7 protein-coding genes and 2 pseudogenes are annotated in these 12,380 nt (G+C 44.1%); 6 read left to right on the plus strand and 3 right to left on the minus strand.

Annotation, left to right across the window (positions count from 1 at the left end):
- The first annotated feature begins 183 nt into the window (after positions 1-183).
- From RH949_RS07730 to RH949_RS07740, 3 genes are all read left to right on the plus strand, one after another.
- Positions 184-1,047 carry a hypothetical protein gene (locus RH949_RS07730; RefSeq protein ID WP_044208824.1) on the plus strand — a complete coding sequence of 288 codons (864 nt, stop codon included), beginning with the start codon at positions 184-186 and terminating at the stop codon, positions 1,045-1,047.
- Positions 1,048-1,133: 86 nt separating this feature from the next.
- Positions 1,134-3,614: an ATP-dependent DNA helicase RecG gene (gene recG, locus RH949_RS07735; protein ID WP_446352450.1), complete on the plus strand. Its 2,481-nt coding sequence runs from the start codon at positions 1,134-1,136 to the stop codon at positions 3,612-3,614.
- Between the two features lie 150 nt (positions 3,615-3,764).
- The gene (locus RH949_RS07740) at positions 3,765-6,908 is read left to right on the plus strand and encodes a type ISP restriction/modification enzyme (protein ID WP_446352451.1); all 3,144 of its coding nucleotides are present in this window, start codon (positions 3,765-3,767) and stop codon (positions 6,906-6,908) included.
- Positions 6,909-6,948: 40 nt separating this feature from the next.
- Here RH949_RS07740 and RH949_RS07745 read toward each other — a convergent pair whose 3' ends face one another.
- Together RH949_RS07745 and RH949_RS07750 are read right to left on the minus strand one after the other, a co-directional pair.
- The gene (locus RH949_RS07745) at positions 6,949-7,149 is read right to left on the minus strand and encodes a hypothetical protein (RefSeq protein WP_006103023.1); all 201 of its coding nucleotides are present in this window, start codon (positions 7,147-7,149) and stop codon (positions 6,949-6,951) included.
- A gap of 138 nt (positions 7,150-7,287) precedes the next feature.
- Positions 7,288-7,644 (minus strand): annotated as a pseudogene (locus RH949_RS07750) (ATP-binding protein); the annotation flags it as partial.
- A gap of 372 nt (positions 7,645-8,016) precedes the next feature.
- Here RH949_RS07750 and RH949_RS07755 point away from each other — a divergent pair.
- From RH949_RS07755 to RH949_RS07765, 3 genes and pseudogenes are all read left to right on the plus strand, one after another.
- Positions 8,017-9,453, plus strand: a complete 1,437-nt coding sequence (locus RH949_RS07755; RefSeq protein ID WP_006102993.1) for a sodium/glutamate symporter — start codon at positions 8,017-8,019, stop codon at positions 9,451-9,453.
- A 248-nt stretch (positions 9,454-9,701) separates the two neighbouring features.
- Positions 9,702-10,196 (plus strand): hypothetical protein, encoded by a 495-nt coding sequence (locus RH949_RS07760; protein ID WP_006102841.1) that lies wholly within the window; start codon positions 9,702-9,704, stop codon positions 10,194-10,196.
- A gap of 264 nt (positions 10,197-10,460) precedes the next feature.
- Positions 10,461-11,066, plus strand: a pseudogene (locus tag RH949_RS07765) (ABC transporter ATP-binding protein); the annotation flags it as partial.
- Between the two features lie 202 nt (positions 11,067-11,268).
- On the opposite strand, the gene RH949_RS07770 reads toward RH949_RS07765, so the two are convergent.
- Entirely contained in the window at positions 11,269-12,144 is an 876-nt protein-coding gene (locus RH949_RS07770; protein ID WP_446352452.1) for a bifunctional class I SAM-dependent methyltransferase/HIT family protein, read from the minus strand.
- Between the last annotated feature and the right edge of the window lie 236 nt (positions 12,145-12,380).

Here is a 12,380-nt window from a genome sequence, read left to right on the forward strand (position 1 = left end):
CCCTACTGGCGTGGCACACCTTATTTGATGAATTAGAATTGGTTCGTAGTGAGGGAACCTCAGCCCTCTCCAGCTAAGCGTTATAGCACTAAAGTGCTTACTACAAACAAAACCCTATTTTAGCTGTGCCACGACACTACGTTTTTTGGTAAAAAGGAGACCTATCGGGAGCAGTAGCAGATAATGGTGAGCGCAATTGAACGCATTGAGCAGGACTTAGGTAAGATGGAGGGAGCGATCGCACATCTGGCTTCCCAACTTCACGACAGTTACGCCACCTATTTGACCGTGTTGGGGCAAACTGTGCAAAAACAGTTAATGCTGGCAGGTTATCAGGTGTGTACTCAAGGCTATCCCGACGCCTTTTTAAGTTTGTCCTTCAATCAGCGCCAAAATTTACAGCAAGCCTTGCGTCAGATTGGCAAGGAAGGAAAAGACGAGTTACTTTTACACCTACAGCTTCCTCAAGACCTATCCTTAAGCCTGGACGATGAACTAGAAGACGAGGATGAGGAGTTAGAACCGCTGATGGAGTCAACGGAATCCTCGGCGGAAACGACGACGAATCCATCTCCCGATTCAGCCCTCACCCCCCAAAAACCGATTCTGCCGGATCAACTGCTACAGTGGCAAGAGATGCTCGAAGACCAAATTGCTCTCACCTTGCAAACGGTTTCCGTGGAGACGAATCATCTTTTACAACAAGAGGGTATTATTCCTGATAAACTACCCCCAACAGTCCTGGAAGCGGCAACCAAAGCGGATGCGGCGGGTGAAAGCAGTCCGGGTTCAAATCTACTCAACCTTTTAGTCGAAACCCAAACGCCGGAGGATGACGATGATTCAACCCTAACCCGAATTATTGCGGTTAACCTGCGCCTATCCGAAATTGAGTTTACAGAACCGCAATTGGTCAAAGTGCGGAATCAAATCCGTAACCTGCTTGCCCATACCACTAAATTTCAGCGACAATATCGTAAAAAACAACGGGAGTGGGCAGTAGTTCAAGCCGAAGCCGCATGGCGGGCGAGTTGGTTTGAGGATTAGTTATAGCGCTACGCGCTAGGCAATAGGCAATAGGCAATAGGCAATAGGCAATAGTGAAGAAAAAAGCTTATTAATCATCAGAGATTGTGAGTACAGAATTTCCAGATTGGACACGATTGCAAAAAGCGCTAGCGGTGGAAGCCGAAAATGGCTTTACTGATTTACAGGGAAATCAGTATCGTTTTAGTGAGTTTCTTTGCCTCAGTTTGGGCAAGACACCCAACGGACTTCTCCCGGTGGAACGGCGCAAATGGCAGTCAATTGCGGCTGAGTTTGAACGTTATCATCATCAGACGGTAGAAGCGCGTCAATATCTGGTGGTAGATACACGACAGTTTCTCTACAAGCTGCAACAGGAACTTCAACGCCGGGAACGGGAAAAGACTCATCCGCCTCAAACATCGATGGTTAAATCTCCCCAGACTACGCCTCTGGTGGCGGAAACATCTAAGGTAAACGTCAATTTTACCCTGGACTCACCGTTGTCCGAGTTACCCGATATTGGTCGTCGCCGCAGTGATTATTTAGGGCGTTTGGGAGTATATACGGTGCGAGATATGCTCTACTATTATCCGAGGGATCATATTGATTATGCCCGTCAGGTGAATATTAAAGAGTTAGTCGCCGGGGAGACGGTAACGGTAGTGGGTACGGTGAAGCGTTGTAACTGTTTTACCAGTCCTCGGAATAAGAAGTTATCGATTTTTGAGTTATTAATTAAAGATAGTACGGGTCAACTAAAACTGAATCGCTTTTTTGCCGGGAATCGTTTCAGTCATCGGGGGTGGCAAGAACAACAAAAACGTCGCTATCCAGCGGGGGCGATTGTGGCGGCGTCGGGGTTGGTGAAAAAGAATAAGTATGGGATTACTCTGGATACCCCAGAAATTGAGGTTTTAGACCATCTGGGGGGGAGTATTGATTCTTTAAAAATTGGTCGGGTGATGCCCGTTTATCCGTTGACCGAAGGGGTTCCCGCCGATTGGGTGAGACAGGCGGTGATGGCGGCGTTACCAGCGGTGAATCAACTGCAAGAGCCATTGCCGAAGGGGATGCGCCAGCAGTATGATTTGATGGGAGTTAGTGACGCGATCGCGAATCTCCATTTTCCTACTGATACGGATACCCTCAGCCGTGCCAGACGCCGTTTGGTGTTTGATGAGTTCTTCTATTTACAGTTAGGATTTCTTCAACGGCGGAAAATGCAGCAGCAAGTTCAATCCAGTGCTATTCTCGCGCCCACCGGGAAACTTATTGATCGATTTTATCAGCTATTACCCTTTGAACTTACCTCTGCCCAAAAACGGGTGGTGAATGATATTCTCAATGATTTACAACAACCCACCCCAATGAATCGCTTAGTCCAAGGGGATGTAGGTTCCGGGAAAACGGTGGTGGCGGTAATTGCGATTTTGGCGGCGATTCAATCTGGGTATCAAGCCGCATTAATGGCACCAACGGAAGTGTTAGCTGAACAGCATTATCGTAAATTAGTCAGTTGGTTTAATTTACTCCATCTTCCCGTGGAATTACTAACGGGTTCTGTGAAGGTGAAGAAACGGCGGGAAATCCATTCTCAGTTGGAAACGGGGGAATTACCGTTATTAGTGGGAACCCATGCGTTAATTCAGGACCCGGTAAATTTTCAGCGCTTAGGATTAGTCGTAATAGACGAACAACATCGGTTTGGCGTAGAACAACGGGCGCAGTTGCAACAAAAGGGACAATCGCCCCATGTGTTAACCCTGACAGCGACGCCAATTCCGCGGACGTTGGCGTTAACTTTGCACGGGGATTTGGATGTGAGTCAAATTGATGAGTTACCACCAGGGCGCCAAAATATTCACACATCGGTATTAACGGGGAAGGAACGCCAAAACGCTTATGACTTGATGCGGCGAGAAATTGCCCAAGGGCGTCAGGTGTATATAGTCCTACCGTTAATTGAAGAATCAGAGAAATTAGATGTGCGATCGGCAGTCGAGGAACATCAGCGACTCTCTGAAAGTATTTTCCCACAATTTCAGGTGGGATTGCTACATGGGCGGATGAGTTCAGCAGAAAAGGATGAAGCGCTGAATGCGTTTCGGGATAATCAGACACAAATTATTGTCTCCACCACAGTAATTGAGGTAGGGGTAGATGTTCCCAATGCGACGGTGATGATGATTGAAAATGCGGAACGGTTTGGTTTGTCGCAGTTACACCAATTACGAGGGCGGGTAGGGCGCGGTTCTCATCAATCCTATTGTTTATTAATGAGTGGGTCAAAAACCGATACCGCGCGTCAGCGTTTGGGGGTGTTGGAACAGTCGCAAGATGGCTTTTTTATCTCGGAAATGGATATGCGGTTTCGGGGTCCAGGGGAAGTTTTGGGGCGGCGTCAGTCGGGGTTAGCGGATTTTGCTTTAGCCAGTTTGGTGGAGGATCAAGAGGTGTTGAATTTGGCAAGAGATGCGGCGGAGAAGATTGTGCTGGAGGATAAGGCGTTGGAGAATTTGCCGTTAGTTAAGGCGGAGTTGGACTATCGGTATTCTAAGTTAATGGGTGGGGCGATTTTAACCTAATGTAGAGACGCGCCATGGCGCGTCTCTACTAACCGCTATGGCGATTACTACAATTCTCTTATGGTATTGGATTTCACTATCGTTCAACCCAACCTACTGGCGCGACACCGCTAAACAAGATTTTACCCATCCCACTAACGTTAAAGTACCATGCCCTCTATCTCCTTTGAGTCTTATCTGAAATCCATTCAAAAAAACCGACAAAAAGGAAGTGAACGCAGCCATTACCCCGCCTTAAAAACCTTACTGGATGATCCGGCTAATGGAATTGATGCCGTAATTGAAGAAAAAGGCAACAAAGCCGGGATTCCCGATTTTACGGTAAAGCGGCGAGACTTGCTGGTGGGTTATGTGGAAGCTAAAGATGTGGGGTCAGATCTCAATTCGATTGAAAAAACAGAGCAATTGCAGCGTTATCTAGAATCGTTCCCAAATCTGGTGTTAACTAATTATCTAGAGTTTCGCTGGTATGTCAATGGAAAGCGGCGACTGAAGCAGGTATTAGCAGATATTAACGACAGTAGAGACGCGCCATGGCGCGTCTCTACGGAAAAGATTGCCGCCCTGTTGGATCAGTTTCTCAACTATACTGGGGAGATTATCAGCAATCCTGAAGACTTAGCTCAACAGATGGCAAGGTTAACCAAGGCAATTCGCTTAGCAACTTTAACCGCTTTGAGCCAGGAGGGAAATAAGGGAGAATTACATCAATTAAAGCAGGGATTTAGCGAAGTATTACTCCCCCAATTAACCGATCCTGACTTTGCTGATATGTATGCTCAGACCATATCTTATGGGTTATTTGCGGCACGAGTGGGTCATGCCCAAAATCCAGGGAGTGAGGGGTTTACCCGTCGCACGGCTGGCACCTATATTCCGGCAACGAATCCATTTTTAAAGCGGTTATTTAATACGATTGTGGAAACGGATGCTGTGAGTCAGATTGATTGGGCAATTGATGATTTAGTTCAATTGCTGGCTCAGGTAGATATGAGTAGTATTCTCGAAAACTTTGGGCAGCGCACTCGCCAAGATGATCCAGTTGTACATTTTTACGAGACATTTTTGGCTGCGTATAATAAAGCATTGCGAAAGAGTCGGGGGGTTTATTATACACCGGAACCTGTGGTGTCGTTTATTGTGCGTTCCGTTGATGCGATTCTCAAAGAACGGTTTAATTTGCCGTTAGGTTTAGCCGATAATGCCAAAGATCCGAAAACCCAGAAGCCGAGAGTGCAAATTCTTGATCCAGCAACGGGTACGGGGACGTTTTTGTATGAGGTAATTAAACAGATTTATCGCAATCTGGAAGACATTGGCATGGCGAACCAGTGGGATAGCTATGTGGAAGAAAATTTGCTGAATCGCTTGTTTGGCTTTGAGTTATTGATGGCACCTTATGCGATTGCTCACCTTAAGCTAGGGCTAGCACTGCAAGAATTGGGGTATCAATTTAAGGGGAAACAGCGATTAGGGATTTATTTGACAAATACACTGGATGAGGCACTGAAAAAATCAGAGATTTTGTTTGGTCAGTTTGTGGCACAGGAAGCCAATGAAGCCTCGACAGTGAAGCAAGATACACCTGTAATGGTGGTGTTAGGTAATCCTCCTTACTCTTATGAATCATTAAACACAGGAAAATGGATAAGTGGTCTAGTGCGAGACTACTATAAGGTTGACAACAAAGATTTAAGAGAAAAAAATCCAAAAGGTTTACAAGATGATTATGTAAAATTTATACGCTTTGCTCAATGGCGAATTGAAACAACAGGTTACGGTATATTAGCCTTCATCACTAATCATGGATACTTAAAGAATTCTACTTTTCGGGGAATGCGTCAAAATTTAATGCAGACCTTTGACGAAATTTATATTCTTGATTTACACGGAAGCTCTAAACCTCCTGAGATTAATCCTGACGGTTCAAAAGATGAAAACGTTTTTGATATTCAACCAGGCGTGGCAATTGGATTTTTTGTAAAAAAAATAAATCTTAATAACGCTAAAATAGCAGATGTATATCATGCAGATTTATGGGGTGTTTGTGAAGTTATTGCAAAAGATAATGACAAACAAAAAATATCTGGCGGCAAATACTATTGGCTGTCAATTAATAGTATAGAAACTGTGAACTGGGAAGCGATTAACCCACGTTCACCAGAATACCGCTTTGTACCCATGAAGGTTGATTCAGAGGCAGAGTATGAAAGCGAGTGGAAAATCAATGAAGTAATGCCTGTAAACTCTGTAGGTTTGTACTCGGCAAGAGATGATTTCGCAATACATTGGGAAAAAAACAACGTCGAAAAAACATTAAAAGATTTTATTAATTTAGAAGAAGAATCAGCAAGAAAAAAATATAGCTTGGGAAATGACTCTCGTGATTGGAAAATAAGTCTAGCCCAAAAAGATGTGTGGTCATCTAAACTAGATGTATCAAGAATACATCAAATCTCCTATCGTCCCTTCGATACTCGATTCACATACTATACTGGTACTTCTCGTGGCTTAATCTGTATGCCTCGCCCAGAGGTTATGAGCCACTTACTGGCTGGTGATAATGTTGCTATGTGTTTCATACGTAATAGTCGTGAGCAAGTAGTTTCTAATTTTTTAGTAGCTCAGGGATTAGTAGACAAAACAATTTTATCCTCTGCAGATAATGCTTATGTTGCTCCTTTATATATTTATCCTGATACTCAAAACAATCAAGGTAATTTATTTGTTGAAAAATCTCCTAATCTCTCTTCAGATTTCATTACCGAAATTCGAGAGAAACTTGGTTACATCCCCACCCCAGAAGCCATCTTTTACTATATCTACGCCATCTTCCACAGCCCCACCTATCGCCAACGCTACGCCGAATTCCTCAAAATTGACTTTCCCCGTGTCCCCTTAACCAGCAACGATAAACTCTTCAAAGACTTAGGGACAAAAGGTCAAGAATTAGTCGATCTGCACCTAATGAAATCTAAGAAACTCAACAACCTAATTACCAAAATAGGCGGCGATGGTGACAATGCTGTTACCGAAGTCACCTACAAACCCAAAGAACAACGTGTTTACATCAACAAAACCCGCTATTTTGAAGGTATTGCTCCCGATGTGTGGGAGTTTAAGATTGGGGGTTATCAAGTCTTAAGCAAATGGCTGAAAGACCGCAAAAAAGCCAAACGTACCTTGTCCTTTGATGAACTGTTGCACTATCAAAAAGTCGTGGTTGCTCTCAAAGAAACCATGCAACTCATGGAAGAGATTGATAAATTAATTCCCAGTTTTCCACTTGAGTAGAATTGGATCAACTAAGTAATGATCAAGTAGCATCATTACCTCAATCTTGCCAATTATAGGCATCCCGAAAAACAGCTTGTTTTGCCGCTTCTATATCCTTATCTGTGATCTCAACATCTTTCCATAATCCTTTTAAATGGGTTTGACGCTTGGTATTCTGAACTTGATGAGCCACGAGTTGTCTTAAAGCTTCTAATTCTTGTTGGATGGCTTCAATGCGTGCTAAAACATACTCACTCATTAATTAACATCTCCTTTTGTTCAAAAGTAAACGGATGCCGTTTCACCAAAACGCGATTGCGCTTTTTACTCCATTTTTATCCTACTGCCCCAATCAGACTTGAGTCAATTGAAGGATTTGGGTTAATTATGATATACCTAAAAGGTTATTGAGTAGATGCGCGATCGCCAGCAAAATATCGCTGACATCCACATCTGCCATTTCCAGGTTTTGATCGGACTCAAAGTAAACAACGTGAAATCCTTGTTGCTCCAATTCGGCTTTGAGTTGCCGTAATTCCGTAGACTTGCCACAACCAAGATGTCCAGTAAATAGCTGGCAAGTGGGTTTCTCCGGCGATAAAATAGCGATCAGATTCTTCAACTCTTCGATAATCTGTCCGCCACGTACTGACGAGAAATCGATATAATAGTTTTGGTCTTCTTGAGACTTGTCTACGAATAAGGGTTTGTCGGGGTTTGTAGCTTGAAAAATTTTCTGTAAATCCAACATCATGATAAAATCAATTCATCTTATTCGGGCATGTCTGTGTGCTGGGAATACACTGACATACTAACTGAAATAGTTGGGTTCCGGATTCTCTTTCATTTTTTTTATAAAAATATATCTCAACTGAGCATTTACAATCATAATGTCTATATACTCCCGTTGGGCAAATCTACATCAATCTTATGAGCCAATTAGAATCCCCTCTCTTGTAAGGAGGGGAGAAGTCAACTGGAGTACAGAGAGAACAAAAATTGCAGGAATTACCGCGATCAGTCAAGCAACAGTCATGGCTTTGTGCTTAAATCGATTCATTATTCCTTGCCCGCCAGCGCTGGGTTCAAGTTGGCTGGCATCCCTCCATAGATTAAGTAAAATGTTATGTCTAGTCTCAAAGATGCCCTGTTTGCCTTTATCCTGGTTGTACTCCTGATTCTGGTGGGGCGGTTCATTCACCAAAAAATCCGTTGGATACAGAAACTCTACATTCCCGAATCCATTGTCGCGGGTGTGGTGGCGCTGGTGTTGGGACCCCAAGTTTTGGGTGCGATCGCAAATCCAAATTCACCCCTGGCGAATGGCGTCTTCCCTGAATCCATTCGGGATGTGTGGTCACAGTCTCCTGGGGTGTTTATCAATATCGTCTTCGCCGCTTTGTTTCTGGGTGAATCGATTCCCCATCCCAGGGACATCTGGAATAAGGCTGCACCTCAGGTTGTATTTGGTCAAAGTTTGGCGTGGGGACAATATGTAGTCGGGATTTTACTCACCTTGCTAATCCTGATCCCTGTTTTTGGAATCGATCCCACAGCAGCCGCTTTAATTGAAATTGCCTTTGAAGGGGGACATGGTACAGCCGCAGGGATGGCGGGAACGTTTCAAGAGTTGGGGTTTCCCGATGGTGCTGACTTGGCGGTAGGATTAGCCACGGTGGGGATTGTGTCGGGGATTGTCACGGGAACGGTACTGGCGAATTGGGGGAGACGCCAAGGCTATGTGCAAGGCGTTCAGCAAAATGTAGCTGAACCGGAATGGTTTGAGGATTACACCCACAGTGAAACCCCGCAAATCCGCAGGGCGCGATCGCGCTTGATGCGAAATATGTTAATTGATCCGCTGTCGCTAAACTTTGGCTTTGTCGGATTAGCGATCGCGATCGGTTGGTTACTTCTGCAAGGATTAATCTGGATCGAGTCAGTGACATGGGGTGTCGGCGGATTTGAAATGATGAGTTATGTTCCCCTATTTCCTATGGCGCTAGTAGGTGGAATTATAGTCCAGTTGCTGATGGAACGATTAGGACTCCATCCGCTAATTATTCGCCCTTTAATGAATAATATTGCTGGAGTCGCCTTAGATATTGTCGTCGTTACCGCCTTAGCCACCATTTCGCTAACCGTACTCGGAGAAAACTTTGGTTCCTTTCTGCTGCTGAGTGTCGCTGGGATAACTTGGAATATTTTTGCCTTCCTTTATCTCGCCCCGCGTGTAATTCCTTCTTACTGGTTTGAACGGGGGCTAGGTGATTTGGGACAATCGATGGGAGTCACTGCAACGGGTATTTTATTATTGCGAATGGTTGATCCTGACAATCGATCCGGTGCCTTTGAAAGTTTTGCCTACAAACAGTTATTTTTTGAACCCATTGTTGGCGGTGGATTATTCACCGCAGCTGCACCGAGTCTGATTGCTAGATTTGGTTTGGTTTCCATCTTGTTTCTCACTAGCGGGATTCTCGTCGCTTGGCTGATTTTTGGATTTCTCGCATTTGGTAAACAAGCCAGACGAGCCAGAAAAGCGGAAAAAGGAATTGAGTAAGGATAGGCGTTAATACGTAAGGAATAGGGAAGCAGGGGAAGCTTGTAGCGACTCCTCCGGTGGAACGTCTGAAGATGTTAGCTGTTTAGTTATTTCTGCCTTGTTGCACTAATGTCCCCGTCCTGGACTTTGTACTCTAAAATGAGCATATCCACTGATCAGGTCGATTTACCCTTTCAGTCCCGGATTGCGGTCACGGGGTTTGTAGGAAAGTATGCTATCCGTCTGCTTTTACATTTGTAAGATCCATGCTCACACATCACCGCTTACCTGTTTGTCTTTCAGTTGTATCGACTGATCTGCCGATTTGGTTCACCATCGAAACAGCAGCGACACTGTATCAAAAAGAACGCGATCGCTTTCACTTACTCTTGAGAGAACCCCCACTCCCGGAATGGGAATCCCGACATCCCCCCCAAACTAGCCCCACGGATGTCGTCAAGCGCACTCCCCAGCGACTTTTGTGGCTAGAAATTTCCCCCTATCGGATGATTATGACGATGCAGGCAAATGGTAATTTGAGTTATCGTCATCGTTGGGAGCGAGGGGTTTATGGTATCAGTCGCTATTGGCTTCATGAAAAGGCGACGAAGAAGCATCAGTCGTTGCAACTGCGAAACTATACGCGGATGCTGAAACTAGAGGGATACCCCTTACCCCAAAGCTTGGAACTTGACTATGAACTCTGGTCTGGCAAGGTGCGCCTGGGTCACTACCTTCTCCGGCTACAAATGTACCATTGATGGGATGGGAATTAGGACAAAAGAATTTTGATTACCAATCCAGTTTTTGCTGGATTTATTAATTATTCGTTATAAATAGAGGGTCTTCCGTAGTTGGTGTGCTAAATTGTTAGTTGGAAAGCCCAAAATCTTGGACAGCAAGAGCTTCAACCATTTAGACCCGGATTTCAAGTCGTTTTTAGTAGCTTAGAGGCTACAGTCCTTATTTAGCTTGCTCTTTGGCTATTAAAACTGATAGTTTAGCACACTAAGTCCGGAAGACCCATTAATTTACAGATTGAACCCTGTCAAACGATCGCATTAGTCGGGCGATCGGGTTCAGGGAAATCTACGTTGGTTAAACTCTTATTTCGGTATTTTGAACCGGATCAAGGTAAGATTTTGATTGATGGTCTCGACATTCGCCAGTTGGATGTGACTGGGTATCGTCAACGTTTGGCGATCGTTCACCAGGATGTTGATGTATTTAACGGAACCTTGTTAGATAATCTGACTTACGGTAATCCCAACGTTAGCTTTAAGAAAGTCCAAGAAGCTTGTCGTATTGCCAGAGTAGACGAAGTGATCGATCAATTACCCAAAGGTTACTCCACTATAGTCGGTGAACCCGATGTCCTCATTTTTGATGAAGCTACCTCTAGTTTGGACTACGAATCCGAACGTTCGATTCAGTTAGCGATGCGAACGATTCAAGGAACTTGCACCACAATTATTATTGCTCACCGACTAAGTACGGTACGCGATGCCGATAAAATTGTGGTACTGGATCAAGGTAAGATTGTAGAAATCGGGAGTCATGATGAACTGTTGCGTCATGAAGGGATTTATTGGCGGTTACACTCGCTGCAAGAAACCGGGGAGTTACTTTGATATACAGCAGTTTGCTCTGCTATGCGGTACGTTGTCGATCCCCCTAAATCCCCCTTAAAAAGGGGGACTTTGATCTCCTGTACTTTATTACAGCGCAATGCTTTTTTTAAAAAAGGTGGTAAAAAATATAGTTCTTTTTATTCAATAAAGTGTTTTTATTCATTCTTGAGAATTTACCGATCGCCTAAATGCCAATCTGATATCATGTCCGGTCAAACTTGTAATTTGTTCCCTTGGGAATCGCCGATCTGATTCCACCTTTTTTCCCCCTAACATCTCCCTGGTAACGCGGGATAACATGAATACTCGTGTGCATCATCTTTTGTCCCGCTTCTCTATTCACATTAAATCCCACATTAAACCCATCGGGATGAAATTGATCGGTTAAAAACCCTTGGACTTGGTTAACCATGAACCAGCAAGCGGATTGTTCTTTAAAGTCCAAATCAAAATAATTGGCAACATGACGTTTAGGAATTACCAGAACATGACCTTTACTGGCTGGATACCCATCAAACATGGCATAAGCCGTGGCTGATTCCGTCAGAACTCGCAGACTTCTGCGCGGGTTACAAAAGATACATTTATTGGACGAATGCCGCTGATAGTTATAATGAACGTATTCGTAAATTTCGCAATACTCGTCTAGGTGAATGGATTGGTAGGGAAGTTTTACGACGCACTGATACGTCGGTTTTTTATGAATATAATGTTCTCTAAATCCTTCTCTTTTCAGATCTCGCCTCACCGCATAATAGGCTTTTCCACCGGGTTTTAATAAATGTGAAACATTCATCAGAACAGTTGCCTGTTCTTCCGCAAAGAGAACATTTAACACATAAAAACAGAGTATAGTATCAAATTTAACAGTGGGATATTCGGGGAAATAGTAAGGGTCATATCCGGTAATATCAAAGCCTTTTTGCCGCAGACGTTTGACATCATTACCCAAACCACAACCAAAGTCTAAAATTTTACCCTGAAGCCGATTTTGTTCGAGGATAATCTGTCCGGGAAAGGAGAGATAAACTCTGTCTTTGGCGGTGAGATGACTGAATTTATTGGCTTGCTTTTTCATCGGACAGGAATAGAGTTTGTAGTAAGCGCTTTAGCGCTTCTGGCACTAAAGTGCCTACTACGAACCCAGCTTAGCTTCTCCGGCGGCTGGCTATCCCGTACTTAGGGTGATAATAAAGTCTTATGAATTAAGCCAAAGTCCCACGGTGTAATGCTTGTAGGTTGGGTTGACGAAGGAAACCCAACTAATTAAGCGATTAAGCTAGGTTTTCTTCAAATCAAGCCAATCGCTACACA

Source organism: Coleofasciculus sp. A1-SPW-01 (assembly GCF_040217205.1).
Taxonomy (GTDB): domain Bacteria; phylum Cyanobacteriota; class Cyanobacteriia; order Cyanobacteriales; family Coleofasciculaceae; genus Coleofasciculus; species Coleofasciculus chthonoplastes_A.

Excerpts from the sequence above, each read along its gene's own strand:
- RH949_RS07730 (WP_044208824.1), top strand. The coding sequence starts at position 184 with ATGGTGAGCGCAATTGAACGCATTGAGCAGGACTTAGGTAAGATGGAG.
- RH949_RS07740 (WP_446352451.1), top strand. The coding sequence starts at position 3,765 with ATGCCCTCTATCTCCTTTGAGTCTTATCTGAAATCCATTCAAAAAAAC.
- RH949_RS07745 (WP_006103023.1), bottom strand. The coding sequence starts at position 7,149 with ATGAGTGAGTATGTTTTAGCACGCATTGAAGCCATCCAACAAGAATTA.
- RH949_RS07755 (WP_006102993.1), top strand. The coding sequence starts at position 8,017 with ATGTCTAGTCTCAAAGATGCCCTGTTTGCCTTTATCCTGGTTGTACTC.
- RH949_RS07760 (WP_006102841.1), top strand. The coding sequence starts at position 9,702 with ATGCTCACACATCACCGCTTACCTGTTTGTCTTTCAGTTGTATCGACT.
- RH949_RS07770 (WP_446352452.1), bottom strand. The coding sequence starts at position 12,144 with ATGAAAAAGCAAGCCAATAAATTCAGTCATCTCACCGCCAAAGACAGA.